The organism is Saccharothrix sp. HUAS TT1, assembly GCF_040744945.1.
Classification (GTDB): domain Bacteria; phylum Actinomycetota; class Actinomycetes; order Mycobacteriales; family Pseudonocardiaceae; genus Actinosynnema.
Genome location: NZ_CP160453.1, coordinates 7943815 through 7968555, shown reverse-complemented (window position 1 = coordinate 7968555; position 24741 = coordinate 7943815). Strand labels below are relative to the sequence as shown.

13 protein-coding genes are annotated in these 24741 nt (G+C 73.0%); 5 read left to right on the top strand and 8 right to left on the bottom strand.

The window, feature by feature from the left end; all coding sequences use genetic code 11:
• Positions 1-41 precede the first annotated feature (41 nt).
• Positions 42-2717 (top strand): alpha/beta hydrolase family protein, encoded by a 2676-nt coding sequence (locus tag AB0F89_RS34860; protein ID WP_367130342.1) that lies wholly within the window; start codon positions 42-44, stop codon positions 2715-2717.
• 38 nt (positions 2718-2755) lie between these two features.
• On the opposite strand, the gene AB0F89_RS34855 is transcribed toward AB0F89_RS34860, so the two are convergent.
• Positions 2756-4420, bottom strand: a complete 1665-nt coding sequence (locus tag AB0F89_RS34855) for a serine/threonine-protein kinase (protein ID WP_367130340.1) — start codon at positions 4418-4420, stop codon at positions 2756-2758.
• 167 nt (positions 4421-4587) lie between these two features.
• Between AB0F89_RS34855 and AB0F89_RS34850 the strand changes: the two genes are divergently transcribed.
• A complete protein-coding gene (locus AB0F89_RS34850) occupies positions 4588-5241 on the top strand; it encodes a HEAT repeat domain-containing protein (protein ID WP_367130338.1) in 654 nt (217 codons plus the stop codon).
• Positions 5242-5246: 5 nt separating this feature from the next.
• Positions 5247-6275, top strand: a complete 1029-nt coding sequence (locus AB0F89_RS34845) for a HEAT repeat domain-containing protein (RefSeq protein ID WP_367139129.1) — start codon at positions 5247-5249, stop codon at positions 6273-6275.
• On the opposite strand, the gene AB0F89_RS34840 is transcribed toward AB0F89_RS34845, so the two are convergent.
• From AB0F89_RS34840 to AB0F89_RS34820, 5 genes are all read right to left on the bottom strand, one after another.
• Positions 6240-6671, bottom strand: a complete 432-nt coding sequence (locus AB0F89_RS34840; RefSeq protein ID WP_367130336.1) for an SUKH-3 domain-containing protein — start codon at positions 6669-6671, stop codon at positions 6240-6242. The two genes, AB0F89_RS34845 and AB0F89_RS34840, sit on opposite strands and share 36 nt — an antisense overlap.
• A 2-nt stretch (positions 6672-6673) precedes the next feature.
• Positions 6674-11185, bottom strand: a complete 4512-nt coding sequence (locus AB0F89_RS34835) for an RHS repeat-associated core domain-containing protein (RefSeq protein ID WP_367130334.1) — start codon at positions 11183-11185, stop codon at positions 6674-6676.
• Positions 11182-11487, bottom strand: coding sequence for a type VII secretion target (locus tag AB0F89_RS34830; RefSeq protein WP_367130332.1), 306 nt, complete (start codon positions 11485-11487; stop codon positions 11182-11184). The genes AB0F89_RS34835 and AB0F89_RS34830 overlap by 4 nt, the downstream gene beginning before the upstream one ends.
• A 4-nt stretch (positions 11488-11491) precedes the next feature.
• Positions 11492-11935 carry a YbaB/EbfC family nucleoid-associated protein gene (locus AB0F89_RS34825; protein ID WP_367130330.1) on the bottom strand — a complete coding sequence of 148 codons (444 nt, stop codon included), beginning with the start codon at positions 11933-11935 and terminating at the stop codon, positions 11492-11494.
• A gap of 236 nt (positions 11936-12171) precedes the next feature.
• Positions 12172-13521 carry a cellulase family glycosylhydrolase gene (locus AB0F89_RS34820; RefSeq protein ID WP_367130328.1) on the bottom strand — a complete coding sequence of 450 codons (1350 nt, stop codon included), beginning with the start codon at positions 13519-13521 and terminating at the stop codon, positions 12172-12174.
• Between the two features lie 653 nt (positions 13522-14174).
• Between AB0F89_RS34820 and AB0F89_RS34815 the strand changes: the two genes are divergently transcribed.
• Positions 14175-19376: an AAA domain-containing protein gene (locus AB0F89_RS34815; protein ID WP_367130326.1), complete on the top strand. Its 5202-nt coding sequence runs from the start codon at positions 14175-14177 to the stop codon at positions 19374-19376.
• Between the two features lie 74 nt (positions 19377-19450).
• Here the strand turns inward: AB0F89_RS34815 and AB0F89_RS34810 are convergent, their stop codons facing one another.
• Together AB0F89_RS34810 and AB0F89_RS34805 are read right to left on the bottom strand one after the other, a co-directional pair.
• Positions 19451-21202 (bottom strand): glycoside hydrolase family 99-like domain-containing protein, encoded by a 1752-nt coding sequence (locus AB0F89_RS34810; RefSeq protein ID WP_367130324.1) that lies wholly within the window; start codon positions 21200-21202, stop codon positions 19451-19453.
• 49 nt (positions 21203-21251) lie between these two features.
• Positions 21252-22193: a Leg1-related protein gene (locus tag AB0F89_RS34805; RefSeq protein ID WP_367130322.1), complete on the bottom strand. Its 942-nt coding sequence runs from the start codon at positions 22191-22193 to the stop codon at positions 21252-21254.
• Positions 22194-22510: 317 nt separating this feature from the next.
• On the opposite strand from AB0F89_RS34805, the gene AB0F89_RS34800 reads away from it, so the two are divergent.
• Positions 22511-24337, top strand: a complete 1827-nt coding sequence (locus AB0F89_RS34800; RefSeq protein WP_367130320.1) for a hypothetical protein — start codon at positions 22511-22513, stop codon at positions 24335-24337.
• The last annotated feature ends 404 nt before the right edge of the window (positions 24338-24741 follow it).

Genomic DNA, 24741 nt, shown 5'->3' with positions numbered 1-24741 from the left:
CTAGAACTGGTCGGACGTCGGTCGATTCAGGGGGATCGCACATGCGCTCGATCAGACTTCTGTTACCCGTCCTGCTCGCGGCGGCCCTGGTCGCACCCGTGACGGCGCAGGCCCAGCCGACGCCGCAGCCCCTCCCGACGGGGTGGGCGATCGACGGCGCGCGGCTGACCTGGACGGCGCCCGCGCCGGTCCCGCCGGGCGGTGCGGCGATCGAGTTCTGGGACGGCGACCGGCTGCTGGGCGTGCCGCGCCCGTCCGCCGACCTGCGCACCCACACCCTGGACGCGGTCTCGGTGGCCGACACCGACGGGCTCCAGGTGCGGGCGTCGGGCAGGCGGCTGGACGTCGAGGAGCCCGTGCGACCGTCGACCGCGGTGAACGCGACGCCGCCCGCATTGCAGCCCGCCGGCGACACCGACCCCGGCACGCCCGGCCGGTTCGCCACGCGCACGGGGGAGTACGAGCTCGACCCGATCGCCGTGTCCGGCTACCCCGTGCCGCTGGAGATGAAGGCCGTGGTCGTCGCGCCGACCGGTGCGCCGGGCAGGCGTCCGCTGGCGCTGTTCCTGCACGGCAGGCACGCCACCTGCTACAACGGGGCCGCGCTGCTGCTGGAGTGGCCCTGCCCGGAGCCGGCCGAGCCGGTGCCGAGCCACCGCGGCTACCTCCAGGCGCAGCGGCTGCTCGCCTCGCAGGGCTACGTGACGGTCTCGGTGTCGGCCAACGCGGTCAACGCCCACGACGTGCTGGACGTCGAGTCGGGCGCGGGCGCGCGGTCGGCGCTGGTGCGCGCCCACCTGGCGAGGTGGGCGGACTGGGCGGGCGCCGGTCGGGGTTCCGCGCCCGACGTCGTCCGCGCCGCGCCCGTCGCCGACCTGGACGAGGTGTTCCTGGTCGGGCACTCGCGCGGCGGCGAGGGCGTCAACCGGGCCGCGGTCGACAGCCTCACCCCGCCGCCCGGCGAGGCCCCGGCGCGCTGGCGGATCAGGGGCGCGCTGCTCATCGGACCGACGATCTTCGGGCACAACCCCGCGCCGGACGTGCCGTCGGTGACGATCCTGCCCGGCTGCGACGGCGACGTATCCGACCTCCAGGGCCAGCTGTTCGTGGACGCGACCCGCGGCGTGAGCCGGGGGACCGCGCTGCACAGCGCGCTGTACTTCGTCGGCGCCAACCACAACTTCTTCAACACCGAGTGGACGCCCGGCCAGGCGGAGGCCCCGGCGCACGACGACTTCCGCGACACGTGGGTGGACGCGGTGTGCTCGCCCGGCACCGCCACCCGGCTCACGGCCGAGCAGCAGCAGACCGCGGCGGCGACCTACATCGCGGCGGCGGCGCGGCTGTTCGTCGCGGGTGACCGGCGGGTGCTGCCGCTGCTCGACGGGTCGGGCGTCCGGGCGCCCTCGGCCGACCCGGCGCGCGTGCTGTCCCACGCGGTCGGCGGCGCGCGTTCCCCGTTCGTCGTGCCCGACGCGGCGACCTCGGCGGGTGGGTCCGCGGCGGTCTGCGACCCGGTGTCGACCGACCCGGCCGCGGCGTGCGTCGACCCGTCCACCGCCCGCCCGTCGCCGCACTTCGTCCGGTTCAACCGCGTGCCGGGGGAGCCCGGCCGGTTCGCCGTGGCGCTGCGCTGGTCCGCCGACGGCCAGGCCGCGACCGTGCGCCCCGGCGCGCCGGTGTCGCTGGCGGGCGCGCGGCAGCTGGCGCTGCGGCTGGCCGTGCCGCCGAACACCGCGGCCAACCGCTTCGACGTGGCGCTCACCGACGTGAACGGGCGGCGGGCGCGGTTGGGGTCGGTGTCGCTGGACGGGTTGCCCGCCACCGAGCGGTTGTCCGCCCGGTGGGCGCAGGAGGTCCGCGTGCCCCTGCCGGCGCACGGGGTCGACCTGCGCCGCGTCGCCGAGCTGGAGCTGGTCCCGCACGGGGGCGCCGGGCAGGCGTGGCTCATCGACGCCCACGGCTGGGCGCCCGGCCTGCCGGACCCGCGCCCGGTGGCGCTGCCGCGCGTCGACGTGGGCGCGCTGACCGTCGAGGAGGGCGACTCCGGCGTCCGGACCGTCCGGTTCCCGGTCTCGGTGACCGGTGACGGCGCGGGCTCGGTGCGGGTGTTCGTCCAGGACGAGGAGGGCGTCGCGTACACCGGGCAGGTGGTGGCGATCGAGCCGGGGCAGCACGAGGTGGCGATCCCGGTGCGGATCACCGGCAACACCCGGTGGAACCTGGACGCGAAGCGCGTGGTGCTGGTCAAGGCCGTGCGCGGCGTGGTCGTCGGCCGCTACACGGACCGGCTGACCGTGTCGAACGACGACCCGGAGCCGACCTTCACCGCCACCCCGGTCACCGACGCGGTCACCGAGGGCGGCACCCTGACCTGGCGGGTGACGCTGTCCGCGCCGGCCGACAGGCTCGTCGTGGTCCAGGGCCGGCCGGTCGCGCCCGAGGGGCCCGAGCTGTCCACCACGGACGTCGACGAGCTGTGGTTCCGCCGCAACGTCTCCCTGGAGGAGCCGCTGCCCTCCCGGCCGCTCTCGACCACCCGGGTTCAGCCGATCGCCAGTTTCCAGCGCGGGGAGGTGAGCGCGCTGATGATCGTCCCAACGGTGGTCGACGCCGAGGTCGAGCCGGTCGAGCGGATCACGCTGAACCTCTCGGTGTTCTCCTCCCGCGCGTCGGTTTCCGGTGCGGTCACCGACGGCGCTCCGAGCGGACGGTGACCCTTGGTGGGGGTGCGGACTCGCACCCCCACCAAGGGTCACTTGCCGCGTGCGTACGTCTTCTGGACCTCGCCCTTCAGGTCCGCCTGCAGGTACGCGCCGCCGTAGTCGTCGGCCAGGTAGACCCTGATCGTCGCGATCTCGTCGATCAGCCCGGTGTCCACGATGACGTACCGCATGGTCGGCTGGGGGACGCCCAGGTCCTTGTTCGCCCGCTCCAGCAACGCGGGCAGGGCGTCCCAGTTCACCTCGTTCAGGTCGACCAGGGCGCGGTCGGCGTCGACCCCGTCCGGCCCCTTCCTGGTCGCCTTGCCGCCCTGGTACTCGAAGTCGTCGAAGCCGTTCGCGACCGCCGGGGTCGGCGCGACCGCCGAGGCCCGTTCCGGCCACAACGTCAGCTCGGACACCTTCGTGCCGCCCATGGCCCCGCCGAGCGCGGTGACCGCTCGGCGCGCGCCGGCGGGCGTGAGCAGGTCCTCCTCCGCCTCGGGGACCGTGGTCGTCGGGGCGTCGGGCAGGCCGATGCTCAGCGGGGTGGTCGTCACCGTGGTGGACGAGCCCGCGTTGGCGTCCGGCGTCCTGTTCGCGTCCACCAGGCGGACCACCAGCAGCGTGGTGGCGACGACCAGCGCCACGCCGACCAGCGAGAGCACCACGGCGCTCGTCCGCTTGCGGGTCGGCGGGAGCGGTGGCGGTGTCGGGTAGCCGTGCGGGCGCGGTCCGCTGACCGGCGTCGGACCGGACTGCCAGTGGGGGTACTGCGGTGGGGACTGGGGACCGCTCGGCGGCCTGGGCACGGCGAAGCCCGCCGGGGTGGGCGGTCCCAGGGGAGGACCCTGGGGAGGCCCCGGGAGCGGCGCCGGGTCGCGCTCGGCCGCGGCGAACAACTGGTCCAGCACCTCGCCGGTGGGGCGGTCGGCCGGGTCGTTGCGCAGGGCCGCGTTGAGCGCGGGCGCCAGGGAGCCCGCCCGCCTCGGCGGCGGGACCGGCTCGGTCATCACCGCGGCCAGGGTCGCCATCGTGCTCGCGCGGCGCATCGGGTGGTGGCCCTCGACGGCCACGTACAGCAGCATCGCGAGCGACCAGAGGTCCGACGCGGTGTGCGTCTCGTCGCCGCGCAACCGCTCCGGGGCGATGTACTCCGGCGACCCGATGACGTCGCCGGTCGCGGTGAGCTGGGTCGAGCCCTGCAGCGCGGCGATGCCGAAGTCGGTGAGCACGGCGCTGCCGTCCGTGCGCAGCAGCACGTTGCCCGGCTTGACGTCGCGGTGCATCACCCCGGCGGAGTGGGCCGAGCGCAGGGCCGCGAGCACGTCCCGGCCGACCCGCGCCGCCTCGACGGGCGTCAGCACGCCGTCGTTCAGCCGCGCGTCCAGCGACGTGCCGCGGACCAGTTCCATGACGATCCACGGGTACGGCGAGTCGGGCGACTCGATGATCTGGTAGATCGACACGACGTTCGGGTGCTGCAACCGGGCGAGCGCGCGGGACTCGCGCAGCACGCGCTCCCGCAGCTGGGCGGCCATCGCGGGGTTGCTCTCGATCTGGTCGGCGTCGGCCGGGCGGACCTCCTTGATGGCCACCTCGCGGTGCAGCCCCAGGTCCAGGGCGCGCCAGACCGTCCCCATCCCACCGCTGCCCAGTCGTTCCAGCAGTTCGAACCGGCCGTCGAGGATCCGCCCGGTGTGCTCTCGCTCAGACACCGCGTCACGCTAGCAACCGGCTGCCGGGGTGCGAGGAACCGGCGGCACATCCTTTGCGCAGGCGATCGCGGTGCGCGTGTGGTCGGGTCGCCCCGCGTGACGCCCGCCGTCGTCGCTTGACCCTGACACCGTGACAAGGTCTTCACTGGGGTGAGGAGGTGGTCCCCATGGACACAGCGCACGAGAACCCATTGGTCGACGCGTTGGGCGCGGGAGACGCGTCGACACGCCTCCAAGCGGCCCTGGCGGTCGGCACGCGGCCGCACCCCGGCCTGGTCGACGCGCTCCTGGCCCGGTGCGCGGTCGAACCGGACTTCTTCGTGCGCGACATGCTCACCTGGGCGTTGACCCGCCTCCCGGCAGAGGTGACGGTGCCCCGGCTCCGCGCCGAACTCCGGTCGGAGCGCGCCCAGGCCCGGAGCCAGGCGCTGCACACGCTCTCCAAGGTCGGGGACGGGAGCGCGTGGCCCGCGATCACGCGGTCGTTGCTGCGCGACGCCGACGACGAGGTGGCTCGGAGCGCCTGGCGCGCCGCGGTCGTCCTCGTGCCGGAGGGGGAGCGGGCGGAGCTGGCCGCGGAGCTGGCGACGCAACTGGGACGGGGCGACCGGAACGTGCGGCTGAGCCTCAGCCGGGCGCTCGTCGCGCTGGGCGACGTGGTCGAGCCGGTCCTGCGCGCGGTGCCGGCGAGCGCCGACCCGGTGGTGCGCGCGCACGCCCGAGCCACGGAACGGCTGCTGCGCGACCCGGACGCCGGTTTCGACCCGGACGTGGACGAGGCGATCCGGGTGGTCGCGCTCAGGCCGGAACGGGCCGGGTGAGCGGGGTGCTGATCGGCGAGGTGGCCCGCCGCTCGGGGGTCGGCACCCGGATGCTCCGGCACTACGACGCCCTCGGGCTGGTGCGGCCGACCGGTCGGACCGCGGGCGGCTACCGCGAGTACTCGGACGAGGACATCCGGCGGATCTTCCACGTGGAGAGCCTGCGGTCGCTGGGGTTGTCGCTGCGGGAGGTCGGCCGGGCTTTGGAGGACCCCGCCTTCGCGCCGTCCACCTTGGTCGCCGACCTCATCGGGCGGACCGAGGACCGGCTGGAGCGCGAGCGGGAGCTGCTGGAGCGGCTGCGCGCGGTCGACGCCTCGGCGCCCTCCGACTGGCCGGACGTGCTGCGCATCGTCCAGCTCCTGCACGGGCTCGGCTCGCCCGACGCCGCACGGCGGCAGCAGGCCGTCCTGGCGCCCGCAGAGGACGCGCCGGCGCCGGTCGAGCTGCTGGCCGAGGCGGTCCTCGCGGAGTCCGACCCGAACGTCGCCGGCGCGCTGCGGTGGGCCCTCGCGCGGGCGGGTGGCGACGCCGTGGCGAGCGTGGTCGCCGGCATGCGCTCGGACGACGTCGACGTCCGGCGGCGCGCGGTCCTGGCGATCGCCGGGCTGTCCGGCGACGAGGTGACCGCGGCACTCGCCGGCGCGCTGGACGACCCGGCCGCGGCGGTGCGCCGGCAGGCCGCCCTGGCGTTGGGCGCGCGTGGCGTGGCCACGGCCGTGCCGACGCTCGTCGGCATGGTGGTGGAGGGCGTGAACGACGTCGAAGCGGGCGAGGTCCTGGGGGCGCTGGCGTCGGACCCCGAGTGCGCGGACCGGGTCCTGAACGCCCTGGTCGCCGAACTCGCCGCGCCCCCTGCGGTACGGGTGCGCCTGGTCCAGGCGCTCGCCGAGCTGCCGGAGACCCTGGCTCGGGGCGTTCTGCGGCAACTGGTCCACGACGACGACCGGGCCGTCGCCCTCACCGCGTCGGCGGTGGTGGGGCAGGCGGTCGCCCGTTCAGGTCCGACCCTCGACCAGCCTCTCCAGGGCTAGGTCACCGGACTCGGCGAGGTGCATCACGGAGTCCATCCCGAGGTAGACGGAGCCGTCCGGAGCCATCCCGAGGTAGCTGTTGCGCCGGTCGACCTCGCCGAGCGGGTACAGGGGGGCGCCCGCCTCCTGGCTCAGGTAGTCGAAGATCTCGTCGTCCCACTCGGCGGCCGACGGGTCCAGCGTGAAGGAGAGCTTCGCGCTGGTCACGCCCGGCCCCCTGGCGGGCACGGCGAGACCGCCGAACTCGGCGAGGAACCGGCGCGCGGCGTCGTGGGCCTCGAAGCCGCCGCGCTCCCGGAGCAGCGATTCCCACCCGTCGGTGGGCACCTCGCGCCCAGGGCGCCAGCCCGCCTCGCCCAGCACCCGCTCCGTCTCCTCCGACCACCGTCGTCCCACCGCTAGACCACCGCCGTTATGCCGAATTGGTTGAGCACATGCTGGCACGACGAGCAGGGCGCCTTGGGCACGCCGTGCCGCGCGTTGCCCGGCGCGCGCACCTCGACGGCCGCCATGGTGCCGCCGCGCGGGTCGACGCCGGCCGACATGGCGTTGGACAACGCCTCCGGCTCGGCGCAGCGGCCGTGCTGGTTGCCCGGCGCGCGCTGGTCCGCGGGCACGTTGTTGTACGCGGCCTGCACGTCGGGGTGCAGGTTGTGGTTGCCGCCGCCCTTGATGCTCGCACCGCTGAACGTGGTCTCGGTGCCCGGGACGGCCAACCCGGCCGCGACGGCGGGGCGGTTGCCGCCGTTCGCGCCCGGCCGGTTCTGCTCGGCGTCCGCGCGGTTCCGGGCCGCCTCCAGGGCGCGTTCGCAGTCCGGGGCGAGGCCGAGCGGGTCGATCGACCGGTGCGGGTTCGCCGCGTACGCGTACGGGTTGGGGCCGGGCGCGAGGCCGAGGGGGTCCGACGAGGCGTACCGGCCGGTGTCCGGGTCGTAGTGGCGGTGGTAGTTGTAGTGCAGGCCGCTCTCGCGGTCGTGGTACTGCCCCGGGAAGCGGAACGGGCAGTGCGCGCCGTCGCCGCGGTCGTGCGTCACCGCGCCCCAGATGGTCCGGCGCGACCACCACACCGGCGTGCCCAGGTCGTCCACCAGCTCGCTCGGCGTGCCGACCAGGTCGGTGACGATGGCGTAGAACCGCTCGTCCACCCACTCCTGGGACCGGTCGTCCGGCCGGGTGCGCTCCACCTGCGTCACCGGGCTGAACCGGTCCGGCTCCCAGTCCCACACGGTGCTCCGGGCGGGCGCGCCGGCGGACTCCGCCACCTGCTCCGCGACCACGAACCCGTCCCAGTGGAACCGGACCCGCTCGACCACCGAGACGCCGTCGGGGCCGTGCCGCCGCTTGTCGACCCGCCTGCCGAACGGGTCGTAGCGGTAGCTCCAGGCCGTGCCGTCCGGGGTGATCACGCCGACCAGGCGGTCCTGGCTGTCCCAGGTGTAGCGCCACACGTCCGGCTTGGCGGACAACCGCTTCCGGCGGCGCACCACCAGCCGGCCCTGCCGGTCGTAGCCGCCCGACACCGGCCCGGAGGGGCCGTCCGCCCCGGTCGGGTTGCCCGCCGGGTCGTAGGCGTAGCGCTCCGACCAGTTCGCCGCCCGCACCGCCGTGATCCGCCCGGCGCGGTCCACGTCGAACCGCTGGTCGCCGCGCAGCAGGTCGTTGACCGCGGTCACCGAGCCGTCCGGCCGGTAGTGGTAGGCGCGGTGCTGCACCAGCCGCGAACCCGCGCCCAGGCCGTGCGACACGGTCTGCGCCCGCAACCGGCCCGCGTCGTCCCACGCCTGGGCCAGGATCGTCGCGCCGACCCGCCGCTGCACCTCGCGCCCGGTGGCGTCGTGCGCGAACGAGACCTCCCGGCCCGCCGTGCGCAGCAGCACCGGCCGGTCGCGGCCGTCGTACTCCCACGCGCTCTCCGCGCCGGTGGGGGTGATCCGCCGGACCTTCCGCCCGACGGCGTCGTACTCCGACCGGACCGTCGCCCCGTCGCACGTCTCCGCGACCACCCGGCCCAGCGCGTCGCGCTCGTAGGACAGCTCGGTGTGCCGGTTGCGGGCGTGCAGCACGTTGCCCACCGCGTCGTACCGGTAGGTGGTCACGCCCTCCGGGGTGTGCTCCTCGACCACCTTGCCGAGCGCGTCGCGGACGTACGCGGTCGACTCGCCGACGCCGTTGACGCGCTCGACCAGCCGACCCGCCGGGTCGTGCCGGTAGCTGAGCGCCCGGCCGGCGAAGTCCTGCTCGCGGACGAGCCTGCCCGCCGCGTCGTGGGTGTACCACCAGGTCGCGCCCAGCTGGTTGGTGACCGAGGTCAGCCGGAGCGCGGTGTCGTAGCCGAACGCCAACCTGGACCCGTCCGGGTCGGTGCGGGCGATCGGCAGGTCGAAGGCGGTGTGCTCGAACCTGGTCACGCCGCCCGTCGGGTCGACGTGCTCGACCAGGTTGCCCTCGGCGTCGTAGCCGCGGCGCTCCTCCGTGCCGTCGGGCAGCGTGCGGCGGCTCAACCGGCCCTCGACCGTCCACGAGGTCCGGGTGCGCGCGCCGGTCGGGTCGACCTGCTCCACGACCCGGCCGAACGCGTCGCGGGTCAGCCGGGTGGTCGAACCCTCCGCGTCCACCGCGACGAGGAGCATGCCCGCGGCGTCGTTCTCGAAGCGGACGGCGCGGCCCAGCGCGTCCACGACGGCGGCGAGCGCGCCCTTGTCGTCGTACTCGTACGAGGTGCGCGCGCCGGTCGGGTCGGTCTCGGCGATCAGGTTGCCGCGCTCGTCGTACTCCGAGCGCCACACGCCGCCGTCCGGCTGGGTGACCGTGACGGGCAGGCCGAAGCCGTTGTTCTCGGCGGTGGTCCGGGCGCCGTCGGAGCGGACCACCTCGACCGGGTGGCCGTTGTCGTCGTAGCGGTACCGGGTGGTCTGCCCGATCGCGTCGGTGCGGGCGACCAGGCGGCGGTGCGCGTCCCACTCGCTGCGCGTGGCGCCGCCGAGCGGGTCGGTCTCGGCGACGACGTTGTGCGCCGCGTCGAAGCGGTAGGAGGTCGTGTTGCCGAGCCCGTCGGTGAACCTGGTCGTGCGGTTCGCCTCGTCGTACTCGAACCGGCCGTCCAGGAAGCCGCCGGAACCCCGGTTGGCGACGCAGCGGCCCCGGCTGTCGTACTCGTAGGTGTACCAGTGGCCGTTCCGGTCGGTCCAGCGGGTGATGCGGCCCTCGTCGTCGTGGTCGAGCAGCATCGGCCGCCCGCTGCTGTTGACGACCGCGGCCAGCAGGCCGTCGGCGGTGTGGTGGAACCGGGGCAGCTGGATCGAGGCGTCGCCGTTGCGCAGGGCGTAGCCGGTGACCCGGCCCTCCTCGGTGTGCACGTCGACGTGGTAGCCGCCCGAGTGCCGGACGGCGGTCGGCACGCCCGACGCGTCCCGGTCCACGGTGATCCGGTTGCCGTTGAGGTCGGCGATCTCCGCGAGCAGCCCGTCGCGGAAGTGCAGGAGCCGGCCGACCTGGTCGAGCGTGTAGCCGTCGGCGGTGCGCTCCAACGCCCACCGCGGGCCGCTCTCGGGCAGGACCGGGCCCGTCGCGTGCGGGTAGACCAGCAGCATGCCGTCCTCGGTGACGAGCACGACGCCCTGGTGGTCCGGTTCGACGCGCTGGTCCAGGGTGTTCGCCCACGACGGGCCGAACAGGCGGCCGGCGCGGAACGACGACACGTGCACGCGGCGCAGCACCAGCGGGAGCACGCCGGGCAGGGAGACGTCGGTCTCGGCGAGCACGACCTCACCGGTCGCGACGTCCACCGGGTCGTTCTCGCACCGGCGCTGGTTGGCGGGCGTGCTGGTGTCCTCGGGCTTGGCCGGGCGGTTGGGGCCGGGCTTGCCGGAGGGTGAGGTGGCGGAGGGGGACGTGCCGTCCGGCGAGCGGGTCGACGGTGTCGACGGCGTGCTGTCCGGGGTGGCGGTCGTGCCGGACGGCGTGGTGGTGCCGGACGGCGTGGTCGTGCCTGAGGGAGTCGTTGTGCCGGAAGGAGTCGTGGCGCCCGACGGCGTGGTGGTGCCGGATGGCGTGGTGGTGCCGGATGGCGTGGTGGTGCCGTCGACCCCTCTGACGGTCGGGGCGTCGGGTGTGCTGGGAGCGCCGGACGGGCTGGTGACTCCGGGTGTGCTGGGCCCGTCCGCGCGGCGGCCGAGCTTGCCCAGCTTCTCCATGATCTCGCCGAGCTTGTCCAGCACCTTGCGGATGCGCGGGGTGACGTTGCCGATCGTCTTGACCAGCTTGCGGACCAGGTCGGAGATCCGGTTGCAGACGCGGGCGATGGTGGAGGTGGCCTGCGCGACGATCACCGGCGTGGCCAGGCCGAGCGTGGCGACGGCCTCCAGCGCCCAGGTGATCAGCTTGCCGACGACCTCGGCGACCAGGTCGCGGATGATCTCGCGGACGGCGGCGACCACCTCGCCCATGACCATCACGCCGACGCCCACGCCCTCGGCCAGGCTTGCCGCCCCGGCGATGGCGTCCGCGGTCTGCGCGGCGTGGCCCCGGTAGGTGTCGGCGGCGGCGCCCTGCCAGCCCGGCGCGTCCTGCCGTCCCAGCTCCTCGGCGACGCGGGCCACCTCGGCGGCGACGTTGGCCCAGGTCTCGCTGAACGAGCGGATCACCGGTGGGTCGCCGGCGAACCAGTCCAGGGCTTCCTTCAACGGCTGCACGTGCTCGATCAGCCAGCCGACGCCGTAGGAGGCCACCGTGCCGATCGGGTCGATGACCATCGACAGCACTTCCAGCCCGACGCCGACGCCGCCCAGCCCGGCCTCGACCCAGCTGCCGTCCGAGACGCCCTGCGCCAGGTCGCGCGCGGACTCGGCGACGCCGATCCCGGTGACCGCCGTGGTGTCGTCCACCGGGGCGGCCACCAGCGGGTTGTTCACCGGTCGATCCCGTCGAAGCGGGCCGACTCGCCGGACTCCTGGTCGTCGTAGGCGCGGGAGGTCTCGCGCAGCTTCGCGGCGTTGTCCGACACCGTTTCCGCCGCCTTGACCAGCGCCTGCACGCCCATGTCCTCGAACGGCTGGAGCAGCATCGCGAACGGCTGGCACACCACGCCGTACGCGGAGTCGTTCATCGCCACCGTCCGCGCCGCGTCCGCCGCCGTGCGCAGCCGGTCCGCCAGCCCCTCGACCCGACCGGCCAGCGCGCCGATCTCACCGGTAACGGCCTCGTAGCCCGTCATCGCGTCACCCCAGGTAGCTCTCGTCGCTGAAGTCGCCGCCGTCGTCGCGGCGCGGTCGTCGCGGCGGGGCCGGCGGGTCCGGTTCGACCTGCGGGAAGTTCCGCTCGGCGACCGCGACGACGTGCCGCCCGGACTCGGTGTCGCCGACCGTCTCGCCGACCACCCGCGCCAGCTCGGCCGGGTAGCGGGCCTGCGCCTGGCGCATGGCCTCCATCACGGCGGCGGCGACCTGCTCCGGTCGCAGCCGGCTCACCCCGTCGGTCATGGTCACGGCGCTGGGGATGCCGTTCGGCCCGATGGTGACGCTGACCGCCCCACCCGCGGCCGACGCGGTGATGGAGATCCGCTCGACCTCCTGCCGCATCGACGCGTAGCGAGCCGCCTTCTGCTCCGCGTCGCGCTCCCAGTCGTCCACGAAGCGCTGCACGTTGGCGAGCGGATCGCTCATCGACGCCCCTCCGATCACGCGGGTTCGCCGACGGTAACGGAGATCCGGCGGGCGGGGTCCGCAAATCACGGAATCGGCACCCGGACGGACGCGGGTCGTCAGCGGGCGACCGGGAGGGCGAACGGCGGTGGAGCGGATCACGTGCGGCCCGCACAGGATCGCGGCCTCGGTGGCGCGTTCTCGACCCGCCGACGCGCGGACGCCGGAGGAGCGGCGTCCGCGCGTCGGGGGAGCGGTCAGACCGCGGCGCAGGAGGCGGTCGGCGCGCTGTTGGTGGTGCGCGACGACCCGGTGAAGCCGAAGGTGGTGCTCGCGCCGGCGTTCAGCGAGCCGTTGTAGCCCGCGTTCCGCGCGGTCACCGACGAACCGCTGCTGGTGACGGTGGCGTTCCAGGCGTTGGTGACGGCCTGGCCGTCGGCGAACGTCCAGGTGACGGTCCAGCCCTTGATCGCCCTGGCGCCCGCGGTGACCTCGACCTCGCCCTGGAAACCGCCCTGCCACTGGCCGACGAGCCGGTACGTCGCGGAGCACGTCAACCCGCCGCCGGGCGTGGTGGTGGTCGTCGTGGTCGTGGTCGTGGTGGTGGTCGTCGTCGTGGTGGTCGTGGTGGGCGCGCCGAAGATGGTGGCTTCCTTGGCCGTGGCCTTGATCCCGTTGGCGCCGTTGAAGATGCGCTGGCCCCACGTGGTGAGCCGGGACGCGTCGAAGTCGGTCGCCATGTCCAGGATCGGGTCGGAGTTGCCGCTCCACGACCACGCCAGGTACCCGAGGCCGCGTTCCTGCGCTTCGCTCAGGATCGCCTCGTGGTCGACCTCGCCGTCCGCGAACCGCCAGCCGAACTCGCCGATGACGAGCGGCCACCCGTTGGCCTGGATGCGGTTCAGGTAGTCGGTGATGCTCGCGGCGGTGTTGAACACGGCGTACATGTGGATCGACAGGACCGTGTTGCGCTGGGTGTCGGCGTCGAGGACGGTCTGGGCGGTGTCGCGCATGACGTGCTGCCAGTCCTGGCCCCAGTTCGGGCCGTCGACCATCAGCAGGTGCTGGAAACCGTTGGCGCGCAGCCTCTTGATGGCGTTCGCGGTCGCGGAGGTCCACTGCGCCGCGTTGGTGTTGCCGATGGGCTCGTTGCCGATGTTGATGACGACGTAGTCCTCCTGGCCGACCAGGGCGCTCTTCTGGCTGATCCAGTAGTTCGCCGCCTCGTCCAGCGAAGCCGCCGCGCCCTCCTCGCCGTAACCGGTGGTGTCGTGCACCTCCAGCACGCAGATCATCCGGTTGCGCTTGCAGAGGTCGATCACCGCGGGCACGTCCGTGGACGGCCCCCACCGCTTGCCGGTGCCGAGCACCACCCGCACGGTGTTCGCGCCCAGTGCCTTGATGTCGGCGAACGCGCCGGTCTCACCGGTGAACCAGACGTGCGGGTGGTTGACACCGCGCATCACCAGCGGCTGCCCGTTGGCCTCCACGATCCGCGTGCCGCTGACGTGCAGACCGACTGCCGCTTGAGCCTGCGGCAGGGTGGTCAGCCCCAAACCGGCTGCGACGAGCAGCGCGGCGCCGAACGTGGCGATCGCTTTCCTCATGACTTCGACACCTCATTGAGTCGACGTGCGTGGTACCCGGCTTGCCCTGGGCCGGGACAGCCGCTGCGGCGGCGGCGCGAACGTCCCCTCGGCCTGCGCCCGACATGTCTGGGAGCGCTCCCAGTCGGTCGGTCGCCGAAACGATTAGTTTCTCGCTGGAACTTAAGCGGACACGGTACGACCGTCGTCTTCAGGAAGTCAAGAGGTGCCTCTGACCAGCGCTGTCAAGCGAAGGTGACGCCGGAACCCGGCATGACCGACCATCTTGGCGGTGGCGCATCGCGCTGCTCGACACCGCTTCCGGCCGGTCGGTGACGTCCGCTCGCGAGCCTCCGGGGCCTCGCTCCGATGATCAACGGCAACCTCGCGAATCCGGAACTGCCGTGATCGTCAGACTGACTGCGTTTCGGGTGACCGTAGGGCTGTTTCCGCTGAAAGGCCTCCGCGCTGGGCCGCTTGACCTAGGGCTTCGGAGTCCGAGCGGACGGATTATCGCAGTGGTGCTATCCGCAAAATTGCGGTCTTTGTTCATAACGGTGTGGTGTCGACCGTATCGCTGAACGAGCCATTACCGATGAGCAGCTTGATCTGTTCGGTGGTGAGGAAGGGGGACGGCTGTGGCGATTGATGGCGCTGCTCCGGATCCGCAGGGCATGGCGGTCGATCGAGCGGTACGGCTCTTCCAGTTCCTCGCGCGGAGCCAACAGCTCAAGTCGAACCCGCCGCGCACCACGGACAGCTACGACTCTGTGCTGTGGCTCGGACAGCTGCCCGAGCACCCCGCGATCCGATCCGCCCACCGCGAGGACGCCCCGGAGCCGGGCGCCGCGCTGCTCGCGGTCGAACGGGTCGCGCACCGGGAACCGCCCGAGCCGGAGGCGGAGTTGAAGCCCTGGTTGGACGGCCAGTGGGACGACCCGAGCGCCCCGCCGCGCCTGCGCGAGTCGATCGGCGAGGAAGAGCGGCGCACCGCGCTCGAAGACGTCCCCGACATCCGCGATGCCCATGTCGAGTGGGCGGCCCGCTGGTCGGAGTGGGCCGAGCAGGAGCGGGCCGACCAGCCGGCGCGGAACGTCTACAACGACCTGTTCTCCGCCTACGTCACCGCGGCCGGGCACGCCGAAGAACTCGAACTGGTCATCGGCGTGGGCTGCCTGTCGTGGTCGCCACCCGGTCACCACGTCGTCCGACGTCACCTCGCCACCGTGCCCGCTGTGATCCACTTCGACGACGGCACCGGGCGGCTGACCCTCCAGCAGGCCGAGGTCGCGGACGGCTTGAACGTCGAACTGGACATGCTGGACCCCGGCCGGGTGGCCAACCCGCAGCACGTCGTGCAGATCAGGAACGAGGCCCGCGAGGTCACCGCCGCCGTCCTGGACCGCGACGCCGTGGGCACCGTGCTGCGCCGCCTGGTGCACGCCCTCGACGGTGACGCCGCCTACCTCGCCGAGGACGACCCGCAGAAGCCCGGTGCGCACGCCGTGGCGGCATTCGCCCCGGCAGTCATCCTGCGCAGGCGTTCGCGGCAGGGGATCGTCGACATCCTCGACTCGGTCGCCGGGCAGATCGGCGAGTTCGGGGTCGTGCCCGACGGGCTGCTGCCGCTCGTGGACCCGAACCACCGGCCGACCGCGGAGCGCTCGCCCGAGCCGGGCGCCCTGGTCGACCTCGACGCGGACCTGTTCCTGCCCCTACCGGTCAACGATCGCCAGTTGCGAGTCCTCACGCAGGTCGACGCGAAGGCCCAAGTCCTCGTCCAAGGACCACCCGGGACGGGCAAGACCCACACCGTCGCCGCCCTGCTGTCCCACCTCCTCGCGCAGGGCAAGCGGGTGCTCGTCACCGCGCACACCGACCGCGCTCTGAAGGAGGTGCGGGCGAAGCTGCCCGAGGCCATCGCGCCGCTGGCCGTCTCGGTCGTCGGCTCCTCGCGCTCGGACCTGGCCGACCTCAAGGTCGCCGTGGAGCGGATCAGCCACGTCGCTGGCGAGTACGACGCCGAAGGCGCGCGCCGGGCCGTCGGCGACCACATCGCCGCGATCGAAGACCTCCGCCTGCGCCGGGCAGGGCTGTACCGGCGACTGCTCGACGCGCGCGGCGAAGAGGTAACCGGGCACGAGGTCGGCGACTACCGCGGCACGCTCGCCGCGATCGCGCAGCGGGTGGAGGCGGAGCGGGACCGACTCGGCTGGGTGGTCGACCTGGTCGACGTCACCGGCGTCGTCCCGTCCCCGGTCCCCGCGAGCGAGATCGTCGAGTGGCGCCGAAGCCTCGTGGACGACGCGCTGAACGCCGACGAGCCCGAGTCGCGGCTCAGGCTCCTGCCCCTCGCCGACGTGCCCGATCCCGAGGCGTTCTTCGCGCTGGTCACCGCGGAGCGGCAGGCCATCGCGACGGAGGAGGGACACGGCAGCCTCACGCAGCACACCGCGTTCGACGCCGTGCGCCGCCTCGACCAGTCCACGCGGACCCTCCTGAGGCAGCGGCTCAACGGGTTCGCGCGGGAGGCCGAGGACCTGTCGCGGCGGCGCGAGGAGTGGATGAACGACGCCCTGTCCGACGTGCTCGCCGGCCGCGCGAACCACTGGCGGTCGCGCGGGAGCCAGGTCGCCCAGCTCGTCGGTCGTGTCGGTCCCCTGGTCGACCGGCTCGGCCCGCTCACCGAGGTGCAGGTCGGCCAAGCCGACATGGGCGCGCTCGTGGCGCTGGCCGGGGCGCTCCGCGCGCACGTCGGTGAGGGCGGCAAGCTCAAGACGAACCCGGACGGCACGCCCAAGACCGGGGCGTTCGCCCCGAAGGCCGTGAAGCACGCCCAGCCCCTGTTCCAAGCGGTGCGGGTCAACGGCGTCCCGCCGACCAGCGCCGACCAGCTCGACGTGTTCCTGATGTGGGCCGAGGCGGCCAGGACGCTGGACGCCCTCGACCGGGCGTGGCCGGACTCCGTGCACATTCCGGCCGAGGACACGTTGAGCGAACGGCTCCAGTGGCACGTCACCGAGCTGGAGCAGTTGCGTCGCGTGCTGGCACTGGGGGAAGCCCTCGAAGCCGAAGAGCGCGGGTTGGCGGGGCTCAGGCTTCCGCGCCCGAACTGGACGGACCTGGAGGCCGTCCAGACCTACGCCCGGCTCGTTGACGTCGCCGCCGCGCACGACGCGCGCACCGCGGCCACCGTGCCGCTGCTGGAGGTCGTGGGAACCATCGCCGAGGTGGCGCAGTGGACGGACGCCGCGCCGTGCGTGAAGCACCTGGCGCAGGCAGCCGAGGACCGGGATCACGAGTCGTACGCGGTCGCGCACCACAGGCTGGTGCGCCTGACCGAGGTCGCCGGGCTGGCACGCCGTCGGGACGAGATCGCGGCGGTGCTGGCCGATCTGCTGCCGCGGCTGCACGAGGCCGTGTCGACGGACCCGCGTGACCCCGTCTGGGCGGAGCGGCTGGGCGACTGGGACGCCGCGTGGGCCTGGGTGGTCGCGCTGGGATGGGTGCTCAGGCGGGGTGACGAGGACGTCAACGCCCTCCAGGCCGAGGTGCTGCGCGTCGAGGAGGAGGTGCGCGGCCGGGTCGAGCGACTGGCCGCCGAACGGGCCTGGGGACACGCCGTGTCGCCGGAGCGGTTGTCCGGCAAGGCCCGCGCCGACCTGCTCCAGTACGCCCAGCTGGTCAAGCTGCTGGGCAAGGGCACCGGCGTCTACGCGAACCAGCGCCGGGCCGACATCAAGGTGGCCATGGACCGCTGTCGCCCGGCGGTGCCGGTGTGGATCATGCCGGTCTACCGGATCGCCGAGCAGTTCCGAGTCCAGCCGGACATGTTCGACGTAGTGGTGGTGGACGAGGCGTCGCAGGCGGGCCTGGAGGCGACGTTCCTGCAGTACCTCGCACCCAAGATCGTGGTCATCGGCGACGACAAGCAGGTCTCGCCCACCGCGGTGGGCGCAGACCAGCAGCAGTTGCGCGACCTGGCCCAGCAGTACCTGTGGGACGACCCGTACCGCGCGTCGTGGCAGGACCCGAAGCGCAGCCTGTTCGACGAGGCGAAGATGCGCTTCGAGGGCATGACCACGCTCGTCGAGCACCGGCGCTGCGTGCCGGAGATCATCGGCTTCTCGAACCGGATCGCCTACGAGCCCGACGGCATCCGGCTGGTGCCCGTGCGCCAGTACGGGGCGGACCGCCTGGAGCCGATCAAGCCGGTGTTCCTGGACAACGGCTACGAGCGCGGCGTGACCGACAAGGTCAACCCGGTCGAGGCGGACGCCATCGTCGACCAGGTCGAGAAGTGCATCGCCGACCCGCGGTACGACGGGATGACCTTCGGCGTCGTGTCGCTGCTCGGCCGCGCCCAGGCGAAGAGGATCGAGAAGCGACTGCTGGAGCGCATCCCGCCGGAGGAGTGGAAGGCCCGCGACCTGCGGTGCGGCGACTCGGCGGACTTCCAGGGCTCCGAGCGCAACGTGATGTTCCTGTCCATGGTGAAGGCCCCGGAGCCCGGCAAGCGGATCGGCTCGCTGACCCAGGACATGTACGTCCAGCGCTTCAACGTCGCCGCGTCCCGCGCCAAGGACCAGATGTGGGTGTTCCACTCCCTGCGCCTGTCCGACCTCGGCAACCCCGAGGACATGCGGTTCCAGCTGCTGGACTACTGCTACGCCTTGTCCGGGCGGGTGGACGGCGTGGACGACGCCAGGCGCACGGCCGTGCCCGAGAACCAGAAGGTGGAGCCCTTCGACTCGCTGTTCGAGCAGCGGGTGTTCAACCGCCTCGTGGACCGCGGGTACAGCGTCGTCCCGCAGTTCCCGGCCGAGGGCTACCGGGTCGACCTGGTGGTTGTCGGCGCCAAGGCCAGGCTGGCGGTCGAGTGCGACGGCGACGCGTGGCACGGGCCCGAGGCGTACGAGCGGGACATGGCCAGGCAGCGCGACTTGGAGCGGTGCGGTTGGCGGTTCTTCCGCATCCGCGAGTCGGAGTTCTACGCGGACCGGCCCGCGGTGCTCGCCCGGCTGTGGGATGCGTTGCACGAGTTGGACATTCACCCCTCGGGGTGGACGTCGAACGGTGACGACCCGTCGGCTCCGGTGCCGCGTCCACCAGTGGCGGTGGTCGAGCCCGCGGTGGTCGAGCCTGCGGTCGTTGTGCCTGCGGTGGTCGTGCCCGCGGTGGTCGAGCCGGAACCGGTAGCCACCGAGCCGGTGGTTCCGGAGCAGGTCGTGCGCTCTCCGGAGGTGGTCGAACCTGTCGTGCCGCCGGTGACCGCGGAGGTCCAGGAGTCGTTCGCGCCGCCGGTTGTGGAGCACGAGCAGGAGTTGCCGCCGTTCGCGGCCGAGGAGCAGGCGCCATCCACCCAGGACTCCGTGCTCGCCGCGTACGGGACGTTCGGCGGAACCGTGGTCCAAGTGGCCGAGGCATCACGTCGGGACCTGCTCGACGGTCTGGTTCGCCTCGTCGAAGCCGAAGGCCCGGTGCTCGGCAACCGGTTGCACACCGCCTACGTCCGGACTTCGGGCTCCGTCAGGGTCACGAAGCTGGTTGCGGGTGAGTTGAACAAGGCGATCGCCCAAGCGGTGCGCGAGGGGCGGCTCATCGAGGACAACCCGCTCGGCGAGAGCGGCGTCAAACCGCGCACGTACCGGTTGCCCGGTCAACCGGAGGTGCGGCTGCGCCACCTGGGACCGCGGTCCTTCGAGGAGGTGCCCCCGAGCGAACTGGCGGCGCTGCTCGACCACGTCGCCGAGCGGGATGGGAGCACCGGGGGAGAGGCGTTGCAGCGAGCCGTGCTGGAGCTGTTGGGCCTGAAGCGGCTGACCGACAACGTCAAGAACCGCTTCGCCGCTGTCCACGCCCTCCGGTCCCGATAACACCGGTCGCCTGCCTTCCTCGGTCGTGGAAGGCGGGCGAAGCCGCTCCAGACCCGCGCATCCCGCCGGCGGGATCAGCCGGTGGGATGCGTCGCCGCGAGTGGGTACGGGGTGGGGGTCGGGGTGCAGCCCGTGCCCTTGGTGAGGCGCAGTTCGGCGCGGACGGCGTCGAGGTAGGCGCAGCCGTCGCGGGCGTTCGGTTCGATGACGCCGCCCTCGTGCCACTCGTTCCACGCGTACAGCAGCACGACGTTGTCCACCGCGGACGGCCTGGTGGACTCGTCCAGGTCGGTGCGGATGTCGGCCGGCAGGCGGCGGAAGGCCGGCAGGGACTGGTCCTCGTACCAGCGGAAGGACGCGTGCAGCTTGGCCTGGGCCTGTTCGGAGGTGTCGCCGGGCTGCACGGGGTCGGGTTTGCTGACGCCGATGCGCGGGCGCTCGTCGAAGTCCGAGGTGGCGCAGCGGACCAGCGGGCCCGGCTGGGTGGCGAACCAGTCGCGCTCGCCGGCGACGTAGTTCTCGTACGAGCCCCGCTGGTGGTCCCAGCGGCCGGGGCAGTAGCTGTCGTCCAGGCCGTGCTCGGGCTCGGGCGTGCCGTTGTCGGTGGTCATGGTGATCAGCACCTCCTCGCCGAGCGTCGCGCGGGCGCGGGTGCGGACGGCGTCGGTGAAGTGGCGGACCGCGGCGGCGTCGACGGTGTTGTCCTGGGGGCCGCTGTTGGGCTTGCCGATGCCGCGCACGTCGCACAGCTGCAACATCGGCCGGCCGTCGTTGGCGCGCAGGGCGTTCGGCTGCGACAGGTAGTCGTCCACCAGGATCTGCGCCGCCCGGGTGATCTGGTCGGAGGGCATCCGCAACGTGCCGCCCGCGCCGCCGCCCCACGGGTGGATGCACGGCAGCACGGTGAACTTCAGGTCGGAGCGGTTGCGCGCGGCCAGGAACGAGTGCAGGCCGGTGGTCAGCTGCTCGTCGGCCGCGGCGGGGTTCCAGTACCAGTAGAAGGCGAAGTGGTCGAGCCCCGCGGCCTGGGCGATCTGCCGCTCCACCGTCTCCGGCCGGGCGTCGTCGTAGTAGCCGATCGCGGGCTTGAGGTGGGAGAAGTCCTCGTCCGGCCAGTGCCCGACGGCCTTGGGGTGGCGGTCGTGGGCGTGCCGGACGCCGCCCCACCAGTCGTTCGCCGACTCCGGGCCGTAGTACTGCTCGACCCGGTCCATCATCGACCGGTTGCCGTTGGCGTCGAACACGCCGAAGTAGATGGCGCCGGTCCGGATCCAGCGCGGGTGCACGTGCCCCAGCGGCCCGTCGACCACGTAGCCCTGGGCCTGCATCGCGGCGGCCCGCGAAGCGAGGACCGGACGCCACGAGTCGGCCAGGCCGTCCTTGCGCATCCGGTACAGCACCTCGGTGCCCGGCTGCGCGGTGGCCGAGGCGTGCCCGACGACGCCTTCGTAGCGGAAGGCCGGGTTCGCGCCGGTGGTGAGCTGGTCGCGCTCGGACGTCGACGCGGTGAGCAGGTAGGCGCTCGCGTTCAGCTTGCGCAGCCGGTGGATCGGCTGGGAGCCGGTGAACGGCGCCCGGCGCAGGTAGCCGACGCGGGCCCCGGCGTGCGGCCGCATGCCGTGCGAGGTGACCGCGGCCTGCGCCTCGGCCTGCGACAACGTCCAGAACAGGCCCGCGTCACCGGGCGTGTGCAGCTCCAGCAGCGGCACCGGGTCGGTGACCTTGTTCTCGGCGTTGGCGGCGGCGGTGGCGGGTGGGGCGGTGGTGGACACGGGGGCGATCGCGGCGACGAGGATCGCGAGCACGATCGGGATGCGGACCTTCACCCGGCCCACCCTGCCAAGGGCACAGGGTCCGGCCGGGTGCGATGGGCGATCAGGGGCGCAGCAGGTAGCCGAGCAGCTTGCGGCGCTCGGCGGTGTTGCCCGGTCCGGGGTTGAACACCGCGTCGAGCAGGGGCAGCACCTGGTCGCGGGCCTCACGGGTGCGCATGATCCGCTGCCACAGCGTGAGGTTGAGGTGGTAGCGCCACCGGGGTGTGCCGGCCAGGCGGAGGATGTTGACGACGTTGCCGCGAACCTTGGTGGGCAGTGCGCGCACGTCCTCGGGCGTGGTGAGCAGCGACTCCGGCAGCACGTCGAGGCCGTGCGCGGTCATGAAGTCGAAGTCGGTCGGCCAGGCCGCCGCCCACAGGTAGTCGACCATCCGGCACCAGCCGCGCAGGAAGTCGACCTCCAGTGCGGGCCAGGGGTCGGTGTCGACGTCGGCCAGCACGTCGACCACCACGTCCAGGCAGGTCTTGTGGGCCCTCCACAGCGCGAGGCGGGCCGGCTCGGGGTCTACCGGCCCGGTCCGGCTCACCAGCTCGAAGTAGGCGCGCCAGTCGTCCACCGCGCCGGCCAGCTCCGCCGGCACGACGCCACCCGTCGCGTACCGGAACCGGGAGGGCGTCGGCGGGTCGGCCACCGGCAGGTCCGGCACCACCCCGACGGCGGCCGCCGCCAACCACGGGACGACGTTGAGCGTGTAGTTGCCGTAACCCCACGGCGAGTCCGGGTCGATCCGCCCGTCCTCCCGGGCGCCGGCGCCGAGCCGCCCGGTGCGGAACTGCCACTGGTGCTGGAACATCAGCCCCCACAGCGGGTTGCGCCGGTTGTCGCGCCCGAACCGGTCCGCCGGGTTGGTGCCGTCGATCATCAACCGGTAGGCGGCCATCCGCTGCTCGAACCGGAACGGGTCGAACACCCCCGCCAACCCCTCCGCCGCCGTCCACACCGGGTACAGGTCCAAGGCCGCCAACTCGTCGGGGTGCCCCATGCCGGAATCCTCCGCGACCTCACCACCGGTGTCCACCGCAAACCGCAGGCCCGACCGTGTATCACCCGATCGCGGGCCGCGATCTGCGGTGGCCGAGGGGTGGAGGTCGGGCAGTGGAACGCGACACCCGACGAGCACAGCCCACCGGCTCGCGGTGCGCGATTGCCGAAGCTCCCCAGAACTCTGTGACGCTCACCCAGCCTCTGTGGGGTGAATGTGCGACACGTGTTGGTGAATCGGTGGTTTGGGGGTGTAGGTCGCCGACGGCCGGTGGCACGCTCCGACGCGCTACACGTCACCGGGTCGGGAGGGGCAGCATGACCGGGCAACCCAGCGAGCAGCGGCCGGAGATTCCCTACGGGCCTGACGACGCCACGTGGTCGGCGTTGTTGGCCTCCGCCGGATTGGGCAACGGTCGGTCGTCGGTGATCGCGGAGCCCCGGCAGGACCCGCGGGAGGTGTACCCGAGCGATCCCGAGCTGGAGATCGGGGAGTTCGAGATCCCCGCCGAGGGGCTGACGGCCCAGCAGCGCAAGCGCGCCCTCAACCGGCTGGAGACCTACCTGGTCGGCAAGCACGGGACCATGGTGGGGTTCCAGGGCAACCAGGACATGGGCCACTACCAGCGGGACCTGGCGCGGTTCCTGGAGTTCCACCTCAACAACATCGGCGACCCGTTCCAGCAGGGCAACTACAAGCTCAACACCAAGATCGTGGAACGCGCCGTGCTCGACCACTACGCCTCCCTCTGGCGCGCCGGGTGGCCCTACGACGCCGACAACCCCGACAGCTACTGGGGCTACGTGCTGACCATGGGCTCCACCGAGGGCAACCTGTACGCGCTCGCCTCCGCCCGCGACTACCTCTCGGGCAAGAAGCTGATCACCGAACCCGGTGACGGCCGGCAGATGATGTACGTGCAGGCGGGAACGGAGAGCGCCGTCACGCACGACAACGCGTACCGGCCGATCGCCTTCTACTCCGAGGACACCCACTACTCCGTCATCAAGGCCGTCCGCACGCTCGCCATCGACACGTTCGCGGCGGTCGGCAGGCGGGAGTACCCGGGTGAGTGCCCCATCGCCGACGAGTGGCCGATGGAGGTCCCCTCGAAGGGCGGCCCGGAGGGCAGCGGCGAGATCGACGTGGAGGCGCTGGAACGGCTCGTCCGGTTCTTCGCCGAGCGCGGGCACCCGATCCTGCTGCTGCTGAACTTCGGCACCACCTTCAAGGGCGCCTACGACAACGTCGAGAAGGTCGCGAGCCGGCTCGTCCCGATCTTCGCCGAGCACGGCCTGCTGGAGCGCGACATCGAGTTCGAACCCGGCCACGTCGACCGCCGCCGCGGCTTCTGGGTGCACGTGGACGGCGCGCTCGGCGCGGGGTTCATGCCGTTCCTGCGGATCGCGGCGGCCGAGGAGCACGGCAGCGAGCTGGGCATCCAGCTGCGCCGGGAGATCAAGGGCAAGGTGCCCGAGTTCGACTTCGGGCTGGAGGTGCACGGCGTCGACGTGGTCAGCTCCCTGGTGATGAGCGGGCACAAGTGGCCGGGTGCGCCGTGGCCGTGCGGCGTGTTCATGACCAAGAACAAGTTCCGGGTCGAGCCGCCCTCCAAACCGGCCTACACCGGCTCGCCCGACACGACGTTCGCCGGCTCGCGCAACGGCCTGTCGCCCCTGGTCCTGTGGAACCACCTGGCGTCCAAGTCCCTCCGCGAGCACGCGGCCGCGGCGGTGCGCGCGCTGCGCGTCACCCGGTACCTGGAGAGCTCGTTGCGCGAGCTGGAGGACCGGCTCGACCGGGAGGACCGGCTGCCCGAGGGCGGCCTGCACGTCGACCGCAGCCCGATGGCGCTGACCGTGCGCTTCCGCCAACCGAACGACGACGTGGTCGAGAAGTGGTCGCTGTCCTGCCAGCCGATGCCGACCGGCGACGGCGGGGTGCGGCACTACGCGCACGTCTTCGCCATGCCGTCGGTCACCGAGGAGAAGGTCGACGCCTTCGTGGAGGACCTGTTCGCTGAGGGCGCCTTCGACCGCCCCGAACCGCGACCGGGGCCGGAACGGCCGGTCGGCGCGTCGACGTTCGCCGGCGACGTCCGGCCGCTGGCCCTGGTGCCCCTCATCGGCCGCGGGTTCCAGTGAGCCGGCCTCGGGCGAGGTCGGCGTGGACGATGACGTCGTCCCGGTAGCTCCCGGTGGCCTGGCCGAAGGCGCCGCCGCAGGTGATCAGGCGCAGCTGCGGGCCGGCGGTCTCGCGGTGCCGGCCGCCGGGGTCCCGGTTGCGGCAGCACGGGGGTGATGTCGGTGGTCCGGGATATCTCCTCGACGCGCCGGGGCGTGGGGAGCCGCTCGATCGAGTGGACGTGGCGTGGAGAGGGGCGCGATCCGCCGCCCGCACCGGGTGTGACCTGCTGTATTCGCGGACGGAGGAGTCGTCTGGCAGGCTGGGGGGAGGCCCACGGGTCTGGCAAGGCCGTTGCCGGCTGCTGTCCGACGGCGGCGAGTCCAGAGAGTGGAGTGAGGTGGAGGCGCCCGCACGGGGGCCG